The organism is Methylophaga muralis (assembly GCF_001720165.1).
GTDB lineage: Bacteria > Pseudomonadota > Gammaproteobacteria > Nitrosococcales > Methylophagaceae > Methylophaga > Methylophaga muralis.
Genome location: NZ_MCRI01000011.1, coordinates 1 through 18,446 on the forward strand (window position 1 = coordinate 1; position 18,446 = coordinate 18,446).

At 46.1% G+C, this 18,446-nt stretch carries 20 protein-coding genes; 14 read left to right on the forward strand and 6 right to left on the reverse strand.

Annotated features, from left to right (window positions below):
• Nucleotides 1–209: 209 nt before the first annotated feature.
• The 10 genes from A9E74_RS06315 (at nt 210) to A9E74_RS06360 (ending at nt 9,538) form a co-directional block, all read left to right on the forward strand.
• A complete protein-coding gene (locus tag A9E74_RS06315) occupies nt 210–479 on the forward strand; it encodes an ElaB/YgaM/YqjD family protein (protein ID WP_069295797.1) in 270 nt (89 codons plus the stop codon).
• A 46-nt stretch (nt 480–525) separates the two neighbouring features.
• Complete coding sequence (locus A9E74_RS06320; RefSeq protein ID WP_069295798.1) at nt 526–960, forward strand: phage holin family protein; 435 nt, start codon at nt 526–528, stop codon at nt 958–960.
• 74 nt (nt 961–1,034) lie between these two features.
• Nucleotides 1,035–1,391 carry a hypothetical protein gene (locus A9E74_RS06325; protein ID WP_069295799.1) on the forward strand — a complete coding sequence of 119 codons (357 nt, stop codon included), beginning with the start codon at nt 1,035–1,037 and terminating at the stop codon, nt 1,389–1,391.
• 40 nt (nt 1,392–1,431) lie between these two features.
• Complete coding sequence (locus A9E74_RS06330) at nt 1,432–1,623, forward strand: hypothetical protein (RefSeq protein WP_069295800.1); 192 nt, start codon at nt 1,432–1,434, stop codon at nt 1,621–1,623.
• Nucleotides 1,624–1,751: 128 nt separating this feature from the next.
• On the forward strand, nt 1,752–3,137 hold the full coding sequence (locus A9E74_RS06335; protein WP_069295801.1) for a sodium:solute symporter family protein: 1,386 nt from the start codon (nt 1,752–1,754) through the stop codon (nt 3,135–3,137).
• A gap of 47 nt (nt 3,138–3,184) precedes the next feature.
• Entirely contained in the window at nt 3,185–3,445 is a 261-nt protein-coding gene (locus tag A9E74_RS06340) for a hypothetical protein (RefSeq protein ID WP_069295802.1), read from the forward strand.
• Nucleotides 3,446–3,477: 32 nt separating this feature from the next.
• The gene (locus A9E74_RS06345) at nt 3,478–3,798 is read left to right on the forward strand and encodes a hypothetical protein (protein ID WP_069295803.1); all 321 of its coding nucleotides are present in this window, start codon (nt 3,478–3,480) and stop codon (nt 3,796–3,798) included.
• Nucleotides 3,799–3,868: 70 nt separating this feature from the next.
• Nucleotides 3,869–5,164 carry a TolC family protein gene (locus A9E74_RS06350; RefSeq protein WP_069295804.1) on the forward strand — a complete coding sequence of 432 codons (1,296 nt, stop codon included), beginning with the start codon at nt 3,869–3,871 and terminating at the stop codon, nt 5,162–5,164.
• 3 nt (nt 5,165–5,167) lie between these two features.
• Nucleotides 5,168–6,394 (forward strand): efflux RND transporter periplasmic adaptor subunit, encoded by a 1,227-nt coding sequence (locus A9E74_RS06355; protein WP_069295805.1) that lies wholly within the window; start codon nt 5,168–5,170, stop codon nt 6,392–6,394.
• 9 nt (nt 6,395–6,403) lie between these two features.
• Nucleotides 6,404–9,538, forward strand: a complete 3,135-nt coding sequence (locus tag A9E74_RS06360; RefSeq protein ID WP_069295806.1) for an efflux RND transporter permease subunit — start codon at nt 6,404–6,406, stop codon at nt 9,536–9,538.
• Between the two features lie 60 nt (nt 9,539–9,598).
• Here the strand turns inward: A9E74_RS06360 and A9E74_RS06365 are convergent, their stop codons facing one another.
• Nucleotides 9,599–9,988, reverse strand: a complete 390-nt coding sequence (locus A9E74_RS06365) for a DUF4168 domain-containing protein (protein ID WP_069295807.1) — start codon at nt 9,986–9,988, stop codon at nt 9,599–9,601.
• 207 nt (nt 9,989–10,195) lie between these two features.
• On the opposite strand from A9E74_RS06365, the gene A9E74_RS06370 reads away from it, so the two are divergent.
• Together A9E74_RS06370 and A9E74_RS06375 are read left to right on the forward strand one after the other, a co-directional pair.
• On the forward strand, nt 10,196–11,653 hold the full coding sequence (locus A9E74_RS06370) for a sensor histidine kinase (RefSeq protein WP_069295808.1): 1,458 nt from the start codon (nt 10,196–10,198) through the stop codon (nt 11,651–11,653).
• Entirely contained in the window at nt 11,650–13,089 is a 1,440-nt protein-coding gene (locus tag A9E74_RS06375; RefSeq protein WP_069295809.1) for a sigma-54-dependent transcriptional regulator, read from the forward strand. The genes A9E74_RS06370 and A9E74_RS06375 overlap by 4 nt, the downstream gene beginning before the upstream one ends.
• 3 nt (nt 13,090–13,092) lie before the next feature.
• Here A9E74_RS06375 and A9E74_RS15070 read toward each other — a convergent pair whose 3' ends face one another.
• Together A9E74_RS15070 and A9E74_RS06380 are read right to left on the reverse strand one after the other, a co-directional pair.
• On the reverse strand, nt 13,093–13,326 hold the full coding sequence (locus A9E74_RS15070; RefSeq protein ID WP_084002975.1) for a WG repeat-containing protein: 234 nt from the start codon (nt 13,324–13,326) through the stop codon (nt 13,093–13,095).
• Entirely contained in the window at nt 13,239–14,231 is a 993-nt protein-coding gene (locus tag A9E74_RS06380; RefSeq protein WP_069295810.1) for a WG repeat-containing protein, read from the reverse strand. Before A9E74_RS06380 ends, A9E74_RS15070 begins: the two co-directional genes overlap by 88 nt.
• Nucleotides 14,232–14,379: 148 nt before the next feature.
• Between A9E74_RS06380 and A9E74_RS06385 the strand changes: the two genes are divergently transcribed.
• A complete protein-coding gene (locus A9E74_RS06385) occupies nt 14,380–14,793 on the forward strand; it encodes a hypothetical protein (protein WP_069295811.1) in 414 nt (137 codons plus the stop codon).
• 60 nt (nt 14,794–14,853) lie between these two features.
• Nucleotides 14,854–15,720, forward strand: coding sequence for an alpha/beta hydrolase (locus A9E74_RS06390; protein ID WP_245652081.1), 867 nt, complete (start codon nt 14,854–14,856; stop codon nt 15,718–15,720).
• Here A9E74_RS06390 and A9E74_RS06395 read toward each other — a convergent pair.
• The 3 genes from A9E74_RS06395 to gorA form a co-directional block, all read right to left on the reverse strand.
• Entirely contained in the window at nt 15,717–16,703 is a 987-nt protein-coding gene (locus tag A9E74_RS06395) for an NAD(P)/FAD-dependent oxidoreductase (protein ID WP_069295812.1), read from the reverse strand. The genes A9E74_RS06390 and A9E74_RS06395 overlap by 4 nt on opposite strands.
• 117 nt (nt 16,704–16,820) lie before the next feature.
• A complete protein-coding gene (pqqA, locus tag A9E74_RS14925) occupies nt 16,821–16,892 on the reverse strand; it encodes a pyrroloquinoline quinone precursor peptide PqqA (protein ID WP_081443609.1) in 72 nt (23 codons plus the stop codon).
• A 111-nt stretch (nt 16,893–17,003) separates the two neighbouring features.
• Nucleotides 17,004–18,359, reverse strand: a complete 1,356-nt coding sequence (gene gorA / locus A9E74_RS06400) for a glutathione-disulfide reductase (protein WP_069295813.1) — start codon at nt 18,357–18,359, stop codon at nt 17,004–17,006.
• Between the last annotated feature and the right edge of the window lie 87 nt (nt 18,360–18,446).

Here is an 18,446-nt window from a genome sequence, read left to right on the forward strand (position 1 = left end):
CTAGTGTTGGATTTATCACTGCGTGTGATGATAAAGGTCCAGCAGAAGAAGCGGGTGAAGCAATTGATGAAACAGTTGAAGATGCTGGCGATGCAATTGAAGATGCCACAAATTAAACGATTGAAGTAATCAGCTTAATCCTATTGTCACATTTTAAGCTGCCAAAAATGGCAGATAATTTTGTTCTAAATTTTCAAGGAGATATTTAAATGGCTACGGCTCAAACTAATCAAGAACTTCAAGAACAATTAGATACTTTGCGTAAGGACTTTGCGGAAGTTACTAAAACACTAAAAGACATGACGGCAGCCTATGCCAAAGAAAGCCAGGATCGTGTCAAAGTTGCAGCAGGTCATGCTCAGGATCAAGTAAAAGAATCATTTACTAAAGTTCAAGGTGAAGTCGAAAGTCATCCTTATAGCAGCATGGCGGTTGCTTTCGGTATCGGCCTGGTGATTGGTAAAATTCTAGATCGTTAAAAGGCCCTTTGCGGGGTAAGATGGAATTAAGTAGCAGGAGATAAACATGGGCTGGCGTTCAAGAGTACAAATTAATACCGTGGCATTAACGGTAGCAACACTGTTAGGCATATTTGCACTCGGGTTCGCTGGTTTTGCTATTTATCTCGCCTTGCTAGTTCATTATCCCCCCAATATTGCCGCTGTCATTACGGCAGGGGGGTACGCCTTGGCAGCCATTTTGGTGATGCTAATCGCCAGATTTGCTGTATATCGCACAAAAGTAGCCGCACCGGGATTGGAGCGCTCGAGATCGCCGGATGTTGACGATTTGGAGAATGTTCTTCAGTTGGTGATCACACCAGCAATTACAAAAATGATTCATCAGCATCCTGGAAAATCAGTCATGGCGACTTTACTTGCAGGGTTAGTTGTTGGTTACAATGACGATACACGTAATGCTGCAAAAAGCGTTTTAAAACGTTTTTTTGAAGAAAAATAATGCTGAAATGCTCGACAAATTAAGCTGAAATTCGGTTGTTAGCATTCAGTTAATTGAAGGTAGGCAGGTGTACCGTGGGAAAAAAACTGAATCGAACCGCAGGTAAAACGCGGATTGAGACTTTGCAAAATCAGCGCAAGGAAAGAATCGCTAAAGCAGGTCTGTTGCTTGAGCGGTGGGGACAGCAAGAAAGAGTCCCGGTCTCAGATGAAAATGAATTAAGCGAAATTGATCCGGATTTTATTGAAGATCAAATGACAGCAGAAGTGCTTAGCTCATTAACCGCAGAACAGATGCGTATTGTTCGTCAGCATTGGTCGGCGGGCCATTCGGCTGCTGAAATTGCCGAAATGGAAGAACAACCTCGAAATGAAATACGGCAGATATTGGGATTTGTTGTCGAACAAGTTGCCGATAAAGTTTTGAAATAAGCTGCCGATAACAGCTTTAACTAGTATTAGGGAGTCGATTATGGAAACAACAAACGTTGCTGCAATGGCAACCCAGTTGTCAGTACAGAACTCTGCCCAACAACAAATGGTCGCAACGCTGAAATTAACTAATGATCAGATTGCTGCCCAAGGTCAGGCAGTAATGAAGTTATTGGATGCGGTTCCAATGCCCCAAGGTAATTTGGGTAATGTTATTAACGTAAAAGTCTAATGACCTAACAAACACTTTTTACAGAAGAATTATCTCAAACCACCCCAGTCTATGTGCTCGGGTGGTTTTTTAATGTCTGAAAAACACGTAAGCTTCGACTAGCCCCTAATTACTCGGACAAACTAAATATGGAATCCTTGGTTGTAATCGTCTACCTGATCTTTGTGTTACTGATTGGATTATGGGCTGGGCGGGGCATCAAAACCATGCACGATTATGCCTTGGCAGGAAAATCCTTTGGCACGCTGGTGATTTTTGCAACCTTATCCGCTTCGTTTATCGGCGGTGGGTTTTCGATGGGCAATGCCGAAAAAGTATTTCTGGTCGGTATCAGTAATATTGTGGCTTTGTGGGGCTTCAGCATAAAAGAAATTCTGGTCGCCCGCTATATAGCACCGCAAATGATGCGTTATCCTAATGCTATATCCGTAGGCGATATCATGGATGAGCATTACGGCAAAGAAGCGCGACTATTCAGTGGTGTATTTTCTTTGGCCTTATGTGCTGGGATTCTCGGTGCCCAAATTGGCGCGATGGGTTATGTATTTAACCTGTTTCTCGATGTCGATCGAGTTTGGGGTGTACTGATTGGGTGCGGTATTGTTATTGCTTATGCAACAGTCGGCGGTATGCGCTCGGTTGTCTGGACCGATATTATCCAGTTTATTGTGCTCGCCATTGGTATTCCGATGACACTGTACTTTGGTTTGCAGCATGTCGGTGGCTGGCAGGCCATGCAAACTAATTTACCGGAAGCTCATCTATCTTTACCAACGGAGCCATTAGCCATCATTGCCCTATTGTCTTTGTTTATGACATTTATGTTGGGCGAGACATTGGTGCCCCCCTATCTACAACGTTTATTAATTGGTAAAAGCAGTAAAGATGTTATCCGTGGATCTTTACTAAGCGGCTTATTTTCAATTCCGTTTTTTGCCGTCACCGGTTTAATTGGCTTGGTGGCTCTGGTCATGCAGCCAGCCTTAGATGCTAATTTGGCGATGCCTTACGTTATTCAACAAGCTGTGCCTCCGATATTGCAAGGTATTGTGGCAGCAGCAATCGTGTCGATCATCATGTCCTCGGCAGACTCGTTTTTAAATTCCGCTTCCATTGCCTTCAGTAACGACATCGTCAGACCATTACGAAAAAATCCATTAACTGCAAAAGCAGAATTATTGCTGGCGCGAGTGGTCACATTGCTGGTGGGTATTGCGTCGATGGTCTTCGCTTTGTCGATTGATAGCGTGATTGATATTTTGATTTACGCCTATAACTTCTGGGCTCCGACGGTTTTGGTGCCGTTAACAATGGCAATTCTCGGCTGTTATGTGAGCCGTAAACGGTTTATTGCAGGAGCCGTTGCCGGTATCGGTTCTGCTATCGTCTGGAATGTGATTTTGCAACAACCCTGGCAAATTGATGCATTAGTGATTGGATTCTTTGCTAATCTGATTGCTTTTACCAGTGTTGATAAGGCTGCAGCAAAGTCAGCTAAACTGGCTGGTAGTTAATGGATTTTTGATTATCGTTAAGGTAATCAATTTATGAGGAATCACCTATGAGATTACCGACCCCACATTTGCATCGGCTGCTGGTTTTGCCGTTATTCATTGCATTGACAGGCTGTGCTGCTTATAGCGTGGTGAACAGCGACCGTTATTCCGGCTCATCCAGTGCGGTACCTGCTGAATATATTCCATCACCGGGATTCTGTCGTATCTGGTATAAAAACCGTACTCCGGAACAACAGCCGGCTCAAGGTGACTGTGACAAGCTTAAACAGGATGTACCCGAGAATGCCGTTTTGTTAAAAGGCTGACTTTTATCATGTGTTTAAGCTAAGATTTATCCATGACTTTACGACTGCGTATGCTAACTGCTGTATTTGTTATCATCAATTTATTGATGGTCAGCGGTGTGACTGCGTCAGTGGCTCATTTGCCGGACGATCATTATTCAGCCCATTTGAGTATCGTGCATAGTCATGCAGATCACGGACAACATCACGACAACATCGATCATGATCATCAGTTGCACCTGCATCTGATTGCTGATTTAGTCAGTTTCACTATGATTCTTCATACTCTGACAGCAGACGCTGTCAGCCGAACCAGTAGCAGTCAGCTGGTTACCTTGTATTATTCGCCGCTATTACCACCCCCCAACGCTTAATTCCATAACGTTTTAAACAACTTAATGTTTTGCTGCCGGCTTCTTAGCTGGTGGTGTTATGGAGTTCATCATGAATTATCAAACGAATTTGTTCGCTAACAGGCCATTGATCTGTCCGTTACTGTTAGCTTTGACACTTTGGGCCATGCCCGCAGGGGCAGAAACTCAGCCGAGTCTTAATCTTGCAACGGCGATCGAACGTACCTTATTGCAAAGTCCACAACTACAGCAGTTTCCCTATCAGCAACGAGCACTTGAAGCACAAAAGCTGCAAGCTGGCTTGCCACCTAATCCACAGTTCCAGGCAGATTTGGAAAATGTAATGGGTACTGGAGAGAGCCGTGGTGTTTCCGGTGCAGAGTTAACGCTATCGTTAAGTCAGCTTATTGAAATGGGCGATAAACGCCAGAAACGTATTGATTTGGTCGATGCAAGCTCCAGCCAGTTGCAGTACGAGTTTGAGCGCCAACGTCTTGATACCTTATCGGATGTCACGATGCGTTACCTGCAAGGGCTGCGTATTGATGCCTTATTGAGCTGGAATCAACGCCGACTGCAGATTGAACAACAGGCTTTGCAGATCATTAAGCAGCGTGCCGATGCCGGTGCTGTCGGTCAAGCCGATGTATTACGAATGCAGCTATTGCTGGAGCGATCAGAATCCAGAGCACAACAGCTGATTGGCGAACGGCAGATGGCCTATCAGCAATTGGCAGCTAGCTGGGGCGAGGAGGTTGATTTTTCGCGCCTTCAAGGACAATTACAGCAACTGCCAACATTGCCGCAGCGCGACACTCTGGAACAAGCCATCAGTCAATCACCGGCGTTTTTACAAAGTCATGCCTTGATTCGCTTACGTGAAGCGCAGTTACGTCTCAGTGAAGCACAATCCAGAACAGACATTACTCTGGGTGCTGGAATAAGACGTTTAGAGGCTGCCAATGACAATGCTTTGGTTTTCAGCTTCTCCATGCCTCTGCAATTCCGGGATCGTAATCAAGGCAATATCGCTGCCGCTCATGCGGAATATGAAGCCGGCGTTTTGCAGCAACAGCTGACGCAAACCGAATTACGCATGGCATTGCTGGAAATATATCAGGCCATGCGTAATAACCAGCAACAGGTGGAAAGACTGCAACAAACGCTTATTCCTCTTACTCGTGAGCTGCTTAAACAGACCGAATCAGGTTATCAATCAGGTCAATACAACGTTCTGCAGTGGGTGGATGCACAAATCGAATCCTTCAGCGTTGAACGTGACTTAATCGAAGCCCAAACCGCTGTTCATCTTCAGTTACTCGAGCTGGAACGCTTAACCGGCGTACCGCTTAGCCGTTCTATATTTACAGCCAGTTATCAGGAATAGCCCATGAAATTCATAACATTATTATTTAGTCTGCTATTGCTGCCCTTGTCGATGTCGCTAGCTGCACCTGGCCATGACCATGCCGATTCACACGAACATGAAGAACCTGTGGAAGGACCGCATGGTGGCCGTTTATTGGAAAGTGGTGAGTTTTCGTTGGAAATCACATTTTATGAACAAGGTGTGCCGCCGGAACTGCGGGTTTATGCATTTGAGCAAAATAAGCCAGTTGATCCTGAGCAAGTCGAGTTGATGGTCACGCTGGTTCGCCTGGATGGTGAACAGAATATTATCGACTTTGCTGCTGAGGCCGATTATCTCGTCGGCGATACTATCGTTGAGGAACCACATTCGTTTGAGGTCGTGGTTGAGGCGGAATATCAGGGACAGTCCTATCACTGGCATTACGATAATTTTGAGGGTCGCAGTGAGATTAGTGATCGTTTGATAAAGCTGTCGGGCATTGAAACCGAAAATGCCAGTCCGCAAACCTTATCGATTTCCAATGCGTTATATGGAGTGGTCACGCTGCCCGAAGATCGTCAGTACCGCGTGAATGCGCCATATCCAGGGATTATTGAGTCAGTATTAGTTAAAACCGGCGACAAGGTTAAAAAAGGCCAGGTTTTATTGACAGTGCGTAACCAGGCCACCCTGCAAAGTTATTCGATTACTAGCCCGGCAAACGGTGAAGTGACTCAACGTAATGCCAATGCCGGTGACCATAGTGATATGGGAAACTTGCTGCAAATCAGTGATTTATCCCGGGTTTGGGTTGAGTTATCGATGTTTCCTGCTGATATCGAACAGCTTAGGGTTGGACTGCCGGTTCAGGTAAATGATTTACATCAGCATGAATCAGCCGAAGGGACCATCAGTTATATATCGCCAAAAATGACTGCTGGCCATATCGCCCGTGCGCGCGCTGAAATCGGTAATGCCAAGGGCAATTGGCGACCGGGAATGCATATTAATGCTGAGGTGATGGTAGAGCAATATCCTGCAAAACTCGCCGTTAAACGCAGTGCCATTCAGAGTTTTCGTGATATGCCGGTGGTGTTTGTCCGTTATGGAAATACCTTTGAAGTCAGAATGCTGACCCTCGGTAAACAGGATGCTGACTATATCGAGGTGCTTTCAGGCCTAAAACCCGGTAGTGAATACGTGACAACAAATAGTTTTCTGCTCAAAGCGGAGGTACTCAAAGCGGGTGCCACCCATGATCATTAGGAGCAGAAAATGATTAATTTAATTGTACGATTTTCTGTCGAGCGCCGATGGCTGGTGCTTTTCTTGACAATGCTTATTGCCGGAGTGGGTACTTACAATGTATTTCGATTAAACATTGATGCTGTGCCGGATATTACCAATGTCCAGGTGCAGATTAATTCTGAAGCAGCTGGTTATTCACCATTGGAAGTTGAACAGCGAATAACCTATACCGTTGAAAATGCGATGGCAGGATTACCTAATCTGGATTACACCCGCTCGTTATCCCGCTATGGTTTATCTCAAGTCACCGTTGTGTTTGCCGAAGGCACGGATATTTATTTTGCCCGGCAGCTCATCAGCGAGCGCTTGCAGAGTATTGGCAATACATTACCTGATGGAATAGAGCCGCAGATGGGGCCGATCGCGACCGGTCTTGGCGAGGTGTTTACCTATAGTGTGCGGGCAGAAACCGGGTCTGTGAAAGCCGATGGAACACCATACACGGCTGAGGATTTACGAACTATTCAGGACTGGATCATTCGGCCTCAGCTAGTGAAAGTGCCTGGTGTTACTGAAATAAACAGTATCGGTGGTTTTGAACGTGAATATCAGGTGGCTCCGGATCCGGCCAAATTACTGGCCTACAAGATCAGCCTGGCAGAGCTGAACGAAGGCTTATCCCGCAACAATCAAAATGTCGGTGCCGGTTATATTGAACGTAATGGTGAACAATGGCTGGTGCGTTCTCCGGGGCAATTAACCTCACTAGAAGATATCGCTAACGTAGTTATTACTAAACGCGATGACACACCCGTGAGAGTTTCAGATGTTGCTGATGTGTTTTTTGGCAAACAGCTACGGACCGGTGCAGCGACACGTGATGGGCAGGAAACAGTGCTAGGCACAGCATTTATGTTGATTGGCGAAAATAGTCGTGTGGTTGCCAGAGCAGTGGCTGAACGACTGGAACAGGTGAATCAAAGCTTGCCGGCCGGCATTGTGGCTGAAGCGGTGTATGACCGCACTACGCTGGTGGATAGAACCCTTAAAACTGTGCAAAAAAACCTGTTTGAAGGCGCTTTACTGGTGATAGTGGTGTTGTTTTTATTGCTGGGAAATATTCGGGCAGCATTGATAACAGCACTGGTCATTCCATTAAGTATGTTGTTTGCGATTACCGGTATGGTCAGTAATCGGGTTTCCGGCAATTTGATGAGTCTTGGGGCCATCGATTTTGGCTTGATAGTCGATGGGGCGGTGATCGTGGTGGAAAATGCCTTACGCCGTTTGGGCTTGGCACAACAACGGCTGGGGCGTTTATTAACTTTGCAGGAACGCCTGGCGGAGGTAATTGATAGTACCCGTGAAGTGTTTAACCCGGCGGTATTTGGCATGTTTATTATCATGCTGGTGTATTTGCCCATTTTTGCGCTCAGCGGTGTCGAGGGCAAAATGTTCCATCCGATGGCTTTTACTGTGGTCGCTGCGTTAATCGGCGCTTTAGTGTTTGCAGTCACCTTTGTTCCGGCAGCCATTGCGATTTTGGTCACTGGTAAAGTTGCTGAAAAAGAAAACCCATTGATGCGGTTTGCTCGGTGGATATATCAGCCAGTTTTAAAACTGTCATTACGCTTGCCGTTGCTTATCGTATTAGCTGCCACCTTGTTTGTCAGTGTCACCGTTCATTATGGTTCAAAGCTGGGGAGTGAATTTCTGCCACAGCTTGATGAAGGTGATATTGCTTTGCATGCTCTACGTGTTACTGGAACAGGCCTGGAGCAGTCGGTTGCCATGCAAAATCAGTTGGAATCGGTGATCGCTGAATTTCCTCAGGTGAAACATGTTTATTCAAAAATCGGTACACCGGAGATTGCCACCGATCCGATGCCTCCTAGCGTGGCGGATACCTTTGTTATTCTCGAACCGGTTGAACAATGGCCGGATCCTAGCCTAAGCAAAGCCGAATTTCTGGCGCAATTGCGTGAAGCCGTTGAGGCCGTGCCGGGAAATCTCTATGAATTCACCCAGCCAATTGAAATGCGCTTCAATGAACTGATTGCCGGAGTACGTGCTGATGTGGCGTTACGAATTTATGGTGATGATTTGGATATGCTTTATCAGCTAGGCGGGCAGGCTGAGCAAATGTTGGCAGAAGTTGCTGGGGCGACGGATGTCCGGATGGAACAGCTTACCGGCTTACCAATGTTGTCGATTGAACCGCAACGTGATCATCTGGCCTTGTTGGGGTTGGATATCGCCAGTCTGCAACAAAGCATCCAAACCGCGATTGGTGGCACACCCGCTGGATTGATTTATGAAGGCGACAAACGCTTTCGTATTGTGGTGAGGCTAGCTGATGAAATACGCGAGAACCCGGATCGGCTGGCGAAGTTACCCATATGGCTACCTAATAGTGATGATGCGGATTTGTCCTATGTACCGTTAGGGGAGATTGCCGATATTTATGAAATCAGTGGCCCAAATCAGATAAACCGTGAAAGTGGTAAACGCCATGTGATTGTCAGTGCCAATGTGGTCGATAGAGATCTGGGGTCCTTTATCGCTGAGGTGCAGCAGAACGCACAACAACTGGATCTGCCTGCAGGGTATTGGCTGGAATACGGTGGCACTTTCGAACAATTGCAGTCAGCCAGCAAGCGTTTGATGATTGTGGTACCCGTGACGTTATTGCTGATTTTGCTGTTATTGTTCAGTGTATTTAATTCACTGCGAGATGCGTTATTGATCTTTACCGGTGTGCCAATGGCATTAACCGGCGGCTTGATTGCATTGATGTTGCGGGATATGCCGTTATCCATTTCTGCGGCAGTCGGATTTATTGCGCTTTCCGGTATCGCGGTATTGAATGGTGTTGTGATGTTGACATTTATCCGCCAGTTACGTGATCAGGGGTTGATTTTACTGGAAGCGGTTTTCCAGGGTGCCATGCAACGGCTTCGGCCGGTGTTGATGACTGCTTTAGTAGCGGGTTTGGGGTTTTTACCGATGGCACTCAATACTGGCACCGGTGCAGAAGTGCAACGACCGTTAGCAACTGTGGTGGTAGGTGGTATTTTGTCCTCTACCTTACTGACATTAATCGTCTTGCCTGCGTTATATCTTTTAGCGCATCGATACAAAACAAGGTCAGATCACAGCTGACAGACATAAAAAAGCCGGGAGAACCCCGGCTTTTTTACTACAAACGAAGCTGAAACGAACTTAGTTCAGCATAGATTGCACTTTATCGCGCAATTCTGGATCGCTTTGGATAGCTAAAGCAATATTACTGTAGGTTTCAACATCTAAACCTTTGTCTTGAACAGTCTGAACCATTTTCTGGCTCGCTTCTTGTTGTAGTTGTGCAGCTTGATCTGGATCTTCTGTGCTTTCCAGACGGCCTGAATATTCGCTGCGAATGCCTTCAAGGTCATCCTGAACATCAGCAAACTTCTGTAGATCAGCTTCACTGAAATCGGCAGCTGGAGCAGTTTCAGGCATGGGTGCTTGGGGTGTAGCCTGCTCCGGTGAGCCGTAACCCTGTTCTGCCATCGCAGAAGTGCTTAGACCTAATGCCATTAAGATTGAAACTAACGTAGCTGTTTTTTTCATGGTGTTTTCCTTTATTGGTTATGAAACACACGGTCTTTGTTGCGAGTTCTGTGCCAATCTCAGTAACACCTTATAAGTTGCTGAATTTAAAAGATATATATTTGATGGTGATTTATTCAGGAAAAATTGTCTCACTTGACCAGTACCATTAGGTGTGTCATTTTGGCTCATGTGCCATAAAACCCGGTATCTTTAAGAGGCTTCAAAATGCGATTTCCTTCAATTTTCAGCAATTTACGTCTGGTGTTGATTATGCAGGTCGCTTTACCGGTGTTACTGGTATTGGCTGTGATCCTGGTGATTTGTTTATCGATGGTGGGTCAGTTTATCGAAGAGCGTATGCAACGCGATTTGCAGCAGGTCGCCAGAACCATCCATCTGCCGGTATCGCAGGCGCTGGAAAGGCAAGATCTGGATCAATTACAAAACAGCATGGCGTCGGTGTTTGGAATTACCGAAGTCTATGGCGCCTATTTATTTGATTCCAACGGCAAGCGCTTAAGCAGCTTTGGGGTGGTAAATCCTACTCAAGAACAAGCAACCGATGCCTTACAGCAGATCATGCAGGGTGAATTTTCTCAATATGAACGCATTCGTGGTCGAGATGTGTATTCGTTTTTTATGCCGTTATTTGATGCGACCGGTCAGCCAAACGGTTTACTGCAGGTTACTAGACGTCGCAGCGATATAGATCGTGAATTAACCGAACTGAAGTACTGGGCCTGGGGTGGCTTTGGTTTGGTGTCTTTAATTATTTTAGGGGTCATCAGTTATTCGCATCAGCGGGCGATTGAAGCGCCATTGCAGCGATTGGTCGAAAGTATGCGCCGGGTCAGCCATGGTGATAGGCATCATCGTGCCGCTGAGCGAGGGCCAATCGAAATCAGTCAACTGGCTAAAGGACTCAATGGCATGCTTGATGCGATCGAACAGGTTGAAATCAGCGAAGCTCAACAGCGCATGGCACGAGAACAGATGGCCGAAAGGTTACGCCAGACTGAAACCATGGCAGCGCTCGGACAATTGTCCGCTGGTGTGGCACATGAACTCGGTGCGCCGCTGACCGTAGTTGATGGACGGGCCAATCGTTTATTACGCCGTATGGGCAATGAAAAAGATATTGCAGAGTTAAATGAAATTCGCCAGCAAGCGGCCAGAATGACTTCCATTATTCAGCAACTGCTTAGTTTTGGTCGTTCCTCACGGGCACAACTACGTGATCTTGATGTGGCTTCATTGATTGAAAGATCGGAATCTCTGTTAGCGGATCAAGGTTATCGAGTCAGTCTTATCCAAGGACCGCCGGCAAAAATTAACGGCGATTCGTTAAGTCTGGAGCAGGCCTTAATAAATTTATTACGCAATGCCTGTCAGGCTTGTCCAACTGGGCCGGTTGAGCTTTCCTGGCAAGTGGACGAGCAATTACATATTCATATTGATGATGCTGGCCCGGGTATTACCGCCGATCAACAAAGCCAGGTATTTGAGCCCTTTGTCACCACCAAGGCACCGGGTGAAGGGAGCGGTCTGGGGCTGGCAATCGTACAAAGAGTTATGCGGGAGCATCAGGGAGAAGTGACATTGAGCAACAGCCCGTTAGGCGGTGCCAGATTCAGTCTGACTTTACCGATAGTGTCGAGCAACGATTCTGGAACAGCAGTATGAAAAACAAGCAGAACAAAAATTTACCGATCTTATTAATTGAAGATGATCAGGCACTGGCAAGATTAATCAGCGATGAATTGGAAGCCGAGGGTTGGAGTATGGTAGTTCATCATCAGATTCAATCGGCATTGGAGTGGCTGAAAATCAATCAACCTGCGCTGATTGTCAGTGACTTGCGGTTACCTGATGGCAATGGCATGCAAATAGTTGAGCAGGTCGTTACGCATTGGCCGGAAGAACAACGACCAGGGCTGATTGTCATAACGGCTTTTGGCAGTGTGCGTCAGGCGGTACAGGCATTACAGGCGGGTGCTGATGACTTTCTTACCAAACCTCTTGATTTGGAGCATTTCCTGCTGGCGGTAGAGCGCGTGGTTGCAACACGTAAACTGCATGATGAGTTATTTCAGTTCCGCAAACTCAATCGTCAACCAGCTTTTCATCAGATGTTTGGTCGCAGTGAAGCGATGCGTAATCTGTTTGAGCAAATCAAGGTGATTGGCCGTGCTCAAGGTCCAGTGCTGATTAATGGTGAAAGTGGAACTGGTAAGGAATTGGTTGCCAAAGCATTGCATGCAGAAAGTGATCGAGCCGATGGACCGTTTTTGGCAGTCAACTGTGCCGGTATTCCTCAAGAGTTACTGGAAAGCGAGTTTTTCGGTCATGCTGCCGGTTCATTTACGGGGGCTAAAAAAGCTCGTAAAGGCTTGTTGCAAGAAGCCAATGGCGGCAGTCTGCTATTGGATGAAATTGGTGAAATGCCAATGGCGCTCCAAGCAAAATTGCTGCGAGCGTTACAAGATGGTTCGATCCGCCCGGTCGGTCAGGATACCGAGGAAAAAGTCGATGTACGAATTATTGCCGCTACCCATCGGGATTTAAAGCAGAAGGTGGTCGATGGCAGTTTCCGGGAGGATTTGTTTTATCGTCTGGAAACCTTTGCATTATCAGTACCACCTCTGCGGGATCGTGAAGAAGACAGAGAAATTCTGGCCCAACAGTTTTTACAGCAATTAGTAGTAGCCCAAGGTCGAAATATTAAAGGCTTCAGTGACAAAGCTCTGGAGATCATCCGTCACTATGCGTTTCCGGGCAATGTCAGAGAATTGCAGAATGTAGTGGAAAGAGCGTTTGCCTTCTGTACCGAAGATTGGGTACAACCGCAGCATTTACCGGCGCGGTTACTGGAAAATCAAACGTCATCGGAAGTTTTAGCCAGCCCGGCTACGGAAAAGCAAAATGATGAATTATTGGCTGGAGCGGTGTTACCCACATTAGACCAATTACAGAAACGTTATGTGAACATGGTATTACGTGAAGTCGATGGCAATAAACGTCGAGCGGCTGCTTTACTGGGTATTGGTCGCCGTACTTTGTATCGCTGGCTGGATGAAGAGAGTGATGAGACTGAAGAGCCAGCTATAAAAGATAAATAGGCGCTAATCTTTGGAAATATAACCCCATTTATCACGAATCATTATTGCCGCCAGACCTTCCTTAAACGGGTGGGCGTGTTCAAACTGGGGTTCGATAACCACTTCACCCTGACGATTGATAAAACCATATTGTCGGTAGTTATGGGTTATCACCGCCAGGCCATCTGAAAACGAGTAGGCCCATGCGAATAGCGGTTCAATCTCCATCGTACCTTGAGTATTGATGTAACCCACCATGCATCTTTTTCCACTCGCGCAAGGCCTTCACTGAAATTCCAGGCATCATCAAAATAGGGTTGAACCAGCATTTCTCCTGTGGAATTTATAAAACCATACAATCCTTGTTGTTTAATAACGGCAAAACCTTCATCAAAGGCTTTGGCTTCTTCAAATTGCGGTTGTATCAACCAGTCACCTTGCTGGGTGATATAACCCCATTTCCCATCAAGCAAAACAGCGGCAAAACCCTCGCGAAACACTCTTACCTGCTCGAACTGTGGTTCAATCAGTAAATGACCTTCGGCATCAATATAGCCCCAGTTATGATCAACTCTCACTGCCGCACGTTGTTCACTGAAAATATGCGTTTCATCAAATTGCTCTTTGATAATTTCTTCGCCTTCGGTATTGAGATAACCCCACTTACCATTTTTCTGAAACCCAGCGAAACCTTCGGAATAGACGCCAACCTTGTCATATTGAGCGGGGACCATTTCTTCACCCGAGCTATTGAGGAATCCCCATTTCCCATCTTGAATAAACGCCGCAAATCCTTGTTTAAAGGATTGAATTCGGGGATAGGTTGGTTGAAGAATTATGTTGCCATCGCGGTCAACGACACCCCATAAATTACCTTTCCGATAAGCCGTCACACCGCTGTCCAAATCATTGATTTCATCAGCTGTGAATAAAATGTCACCATCAGGATTGATAATGGCGAACTGTGCTCGCCCCTGATGGGCAATCATTACTGCGGCGCGATCATTGTTAAAACTGCCAGCATCATCAAAGATCAGATCGATCTGCAGATTTTCTACATAGGCCATGGTAGGCTGGAAGCCATAACTGGCAGTGAAGCCGGTGAATATTAAAGTCAGCGCTGACAAAATATACCCCAATGTTTTAAAAAGCTTTTTTCTCATAAGTCAAACCTGCCCCAGGAAATATTCCCATACTAAGTCTGTTCTCAATTGGGTGAAAAGCTCGTGAAAATAAATTTTGGGAAAAATCGCTCTGGAGTCCGCATAACAGCTTGAGCGATAGTGAATCAACAAAGTTGACGGAGCGTGTATGGAAAAGGATGAAGATACGTATAGTGCGCTGAAGTTGATGGCCGAAACCATTGATATGAGTTCTCGAAATGATAATGATGAAATTATAGGCCTTGAGTATTACGTTAACTTTCATGTGTTAACCGACGAAGAACTGGCTGAGCTGACTCAGTTATGGGAAAAAAAGCTCGCAACCTGTCAAAAAGAAAAACTGGCTTCGCAATTTACCGTGGTCCAAGTATTTGGCTTAATTATTCTGGCAATGCTGATTGCCTGGCTGTCCGGTGGTATTGCTGGGGCGATTGCCAGTATTGTCGGGGTGGTTGGTATGATCGCGATGATCGAAGATAAGCGAGTTAAAAAAGCAAAACGAAATTTAAAAGATGCCGAGAAAGTCTGTAATAAACTTCGGTCTGCTTCACGTTCACATTGATATTGGAACCCCTTAGTGGCGGAGTGTGTCTGCATAGTCCATTAACACTCGAGGCACAGTGTGATTCGCCAATTTATTAAAACTTTGTTTGGCAGTTTATCGGCATTAACGCTAACTGCTTGTTCACCGGTGACATTACTTAATGCCATGGTGCCTGAATCCGCTTATCAGCATCGATCAGATTTAGTCTATGGAGAGTACGATCGTCTTAAACTGGATGTTTATCAACCAGCTCATTCTGTAGATAGTCAAAAACCTGCAACGGTGATTTTCTTTTATGGTGGAGGCTGGGAAGCAGGCGAAAAAGCCGATTATAAATTTGTCGCTGAAGCGCTGACATCACAGGGCATGATTGTGGTTATTCCTGATTATCGGGTCTTTCCTGAGGCAGTGTTTCCTGAATTTATCGAAGATGCTGCTCAGGCAGTAGCCTGGACCCGACAGCATATTGCTGAGTTTGGTGGTGATCCGGAGCAGCTATTTATTGCCGGACATTCTGCCGGAGCACATATTGCTGCAATGTTGTCGGTCAATCCGCATTATCTTCAGCAAGCTGGTTTAGAGACTGAACAATTAAGAGGCATGATCGGCTTAGCCGGGCCTTATGATTTCCTGCCATTAACAAGTCCGACGCTAAAACAGATTTTTGGTGATGATGCCAGTCAATGGCAAAGTCAGCCGGTGAATTTTGTCGGCGAAGATCATCCACCGACCTTACTGCTGGTGGGCAATAACGATCGCACAGTACTGCCACGCAACAGTTATCGGTTTGCCGAAAAGCTTAAACAATATGGTAATGACGTCGAGTTGATAGAACTCAGCAATTACGGACATGTAGCCATGGTGGCCAAACTGGCTAAACCTTTGCGTGGCGATGGAGCGTTACTGGCACCTATCGTCAGCTTTGTGGAACTGCATCGCCATTAGTTTAATTGTGGGATAAGTTGTTGTGCCAGGGCATCAGCACTGCTGAAAGCCGCTTCAACACGCCCCTGAATGCACCAATCACCACAAGCCGCCAATTTTAGTTGGTCATCAAGGTAGGCGGATTGACCCGTTTGGGTTGGAAGGTTAGCGTAAACCCAACGTTTCACATCCACATGGCTGGCTTTGTCAACATTTATACCACTGACTCGCTGCACCTCTGCGAGCATCAATTGCTGAATGGTTTGATCTGCGTGGTGCAAATGTTTTTCGGCCCACATATTATTTGCCTGAATCACCATGGAAAACCCATCAGGACGAGATGGCTTGCTGCTATTAACTGACATCCAGCTGATGATGGCATCACTGACCAGGGCGGCTTGCCAATCAAGTTCTGGCGGATCATCAAACCCCAGCATCAGCGCGTAACAAGCCAGCATTTTTGTTTGCTGAATGGTATTAAGATTCTCAAAGTTGTTTGGGAACAAGTCTGCAGTTTGTTTAGCCGGAAGGCAGCAGATCACCCAGTCAAAATTCTCTGCTACCAGTTGATCGTCACTGAGTAGCATCCATTTTCCATCCTGTTGTTGAAGTCGAGTAATTTGGCAGTCAAATTGAATAGTTAAGTTTTCAGCAAGAACCTCTCCAATCGCCTGCATATCCGGGCTACCCACATAGTGTGGATAGTCAGCATTCCATTGGCGGCGGGCAATCTGTCTATTATTAGAGAATTCGACAAATTCGGCATCCCAGCGCTGGATTATTTTTTGTTCAATCAACGGTTGAATAAACTCGGCAAAGCACGGGGTTTTTACCGTGAAAAACTGTGCGCCATGATCGAAATGAAATTGGCCAGCTGAACGGGAAGCCAGTCTACCTCCGGCACGCCGAGCTTTATCGAAGAGTTGGATCTCGGCAAATGGCTGCAGCTGGTGGGCCAAGGACAGACCGGCTAGTCCGCTGCCAATGATGGCGATTTTGCTCATGGTGATCCGTTGTGAAATGAATTTGGCAATCTGACCAATGTGTTGAGATGAGGTTTCCGGCAGGCAAAAAAAAGCCCCAATCCGAAGATTGAGGCTTTTTGTTTTAGCTACTGCGTATTAACGGTTGCAGATGTACATTGTTACTTCAAAACCGAAACGCATGTCTGAATATTCTGGTTTAGTCCACATAATATTTCTCCTGTTGTTTGGTATCAGCGTTTGCTGACTTAGGAATAGATTATCGCGAACCAACAACTAAAACCTCAGTGAAACACCCGACGACACTCAGGATTTTCCTGATTAATCGCTGACTGGTGTGCGCATAGTGACAAACTCTTCAGCAGCAGTGGGGTGTATGCCAATGGTGGCATCAAAATCCCCTTTGCTGGCGCCGCATTTCATGGCAATCGCAATGCCCTGCATGATTTCTCCGGCTGACTCGCCAACCATATGTGCACCAAGCACTTTATCGGTATCAGCGTCGACCAGTAGTTTCATTAAAGTACGTTGCTGTGATCCACCAAGCGTGTTTTTCATCGCACGAAAGTTTGAGCGGAATTTCAGTACATTAGGGTATTGTTCACGTGCCTGCTCTTCGGTCATACCCACCGTGCCAATATTCGGCTGGCAAAATACCGTTGTAGCAATATTGCTGTAATCCACTTTGCACGGTTGCTTGTCAAACAAATAACCGGCTAATGCCATACCTTCAGCCAAGGCAACCGGCGTTAACTCGATTCCTCCCGTGACATCACCCAATGCATAAATACTGGGCTCGGATGTCTGAAAAGTCTTATTAACCGCAATATGGCCACTTTTACTGAGTTTAATATCCACATTTTCTAGTCCCAAACCATCAAGGTGGGGCTTTCTGCCAGTAGCAAACAGCACGGCGTCGACGGTTAAATGCTGCCCATCGGTCATGGTTAGATACAGACTACCATCTTGTTGTTTTTTGATAGATTTCACTTCGGTATTAAAACGGATATGCACACCGTTTTGCTGGATCTGCTCTGCAGCGAACTCGGCAATTTCTTTGTCAAAACCATTTAATAAACCGCCACCACGCACTAATTGGGTGACTTGTGAGCCCAAACCATGAAAAATACCGGCAAATTCAACGGCAATATAGCCACCGCCAACAACTGCTAGACGCTGCGGAAATTCTGCCAAATCAAATATGCCGTTTGAATCCACGGCGTGAGTTTTGCCGGGTATATCAGGTATAAATGGCCAGCCGCCGGTAGCAATTAACATACGTTCGGTAGTAAATGTTTTGCCATTAACTTCAACGGTGTTGGCATCGACAATTTTGCCTCTGCCATCAATGATCTCGACACCGGCTCTGTCCAGAATGCCTTCATAGACACCATTCAGTCGGCTGATTTCATCGGTTTTGTTATCTCGTAAAGTTGACCAATCAAATGTCGGTTTGCTTACTTGCCAGCCAAAGCCTTTTGCATCCTTAAAGTGTGATGAATATTCAGAAGCATAAACATAGAGTTTTTTGGGCACACAACCGACATTGACGCAGGTTCCGCCCAGATAACGATCTTCGCAAACAGCGACTTTTGCACCATAAGATGCCGCCATCCGGCTGGCACGAACACCACCTGAGCCGGCACCAATAACAAATAAATCGTAATCATATTTCATCTGTAAAACTCCTGTTTACTGCTTAACTTTGCAAAAAAACACCGGACCTGAGATTTATGCAGGTCCGGTGAATCATGGCTAAAGCGA

What these genes read in the sequence shown, in the direction of transcription:
- A9E74_RS15070 (WP_084002975.1), bottom strand. Translation starts at nt 13,326, where the DNA reads ATGGTGGGTTACATCAATACTCAAGGTACGATGGAGATTGAACCGCTA.
- A9E74_RS06385 (WP_069295811.1), top strand. Translation starts at nt 14,380, where the DNA reads ATGGAAAAGGATGAAGATACGTATAGTGCGCTGAAGTTGATGGCCGAA.
- A9E74_RS06375 (WP_069295809.1), top strand. Translation starts at nt 11,650, where the DNA reads ATGAAAAACAAGCAGAACAAAAATTTACCGATCTTATTAATTGAAGAT.
- A9E74_RS06315 (WP_069295797.1), top strand. Translation starts at nt 210, where the DNA reads ATGGCTACGGCTCAAACTAATCAAGAACTTCAAGAACAATTAGATACT.
- A9E74_RS06330 (WP_069295800.1), top strand. Translation starts at nt 1,432, where the DNA reads ATGGAAACAACAAACGTTGCTGCAATGGCAACCCAGTTGTCAGTACAG.
- A9E74_RS06335 (WP_069295801.1), top strand. Translation starts at nt 1,752, where the DNA reads ATGGAATCCTTGGTTGTAATCGTCTACCTGATCTTTGTGTTACTGATT.
- A9E74_RS06360 (WP_069295806.1), top strand. Translation starts at nt 6,404, where the DNA reads ATGATTAATTTAATTGTACGATTTTCTGTCGAGCGCCGATGGCTGGTG.
- A9E74_RS06340 (WP_069295802.1), top strand. Translation starts at nt 3,185, where the DNA reads ATGAGATTACCGACCCCACATTTGCATCGGCTGCTGGTTTTGCCGTTA.
- gorA (WP_069295813.1), bottom strand. Translation starts at nt 18,359, where the DNA reads ATGAAATATGATTACGATTTATTTGTTATTGGTGCCGGCTCAGGTGGT.
- A9E74_RS06380 (WP_069295810.1), bottom strand. Translation starts at nt 14,231, where the DNA reads ATGAGAAAAAAGCTTTTTAAAACATTGGGGTATATTTTGTCAGCGCTG.
- A9E74_RS06355 (WP_069295805.1), top strand. Translation starts at nt 5,168, where the DNA reads ATGAAATTCATAACATTATTATTTAGTCTGCTATTGCTGCCCTTGTCG.
- A9E74_RS06320 (WP_069295798.1), top strand. Translation starts at nt 526, where the DNA reads ATGGGCTGGCGTTCAAGAGTACAAATTAATACCGTGGCATTAACGGTA.
- A9E74_RS06370 (WP_069295808.1), top strand. Translation starts at nt 10,196, where the DNA reads ATGCGATTTCCTTCAATTTTCAGCAATTTACGTCTGGTGTTGATTATG.
- A9E74_RS06350 (WP_069295804.1), top strand. Translation starts at nt 3,869, where the DNA reads ATGAATTATCAAACGAATTTGTTCGCTAACAGGCCATTGATCTGTCCG.
- A9E74_RS06395 (WP_069295812.1), bottom strand. Translation starts at nt 16,703, where the DNA reads ATGAGCAAAATCGCCATCATTGGCAGCGGACTAGCCGGTCTGTCCTTG.
- A9E74_RS06345 (WP_069295803.1), top strand. Translation starts at nt 3,478, where the DNA reads ATGACTTTACGACTGCGTATGCTAACTGCTGTATTTGTTATCATCAAT.
- A9E74_RS06365 (WP_069295807.1), bottom strand. Translation starts at nt 9,988, where the DNA reads ATGAAAAAAACAGCTACGTTAGTTTCAATCTTAATGGCATTAGGTCTA.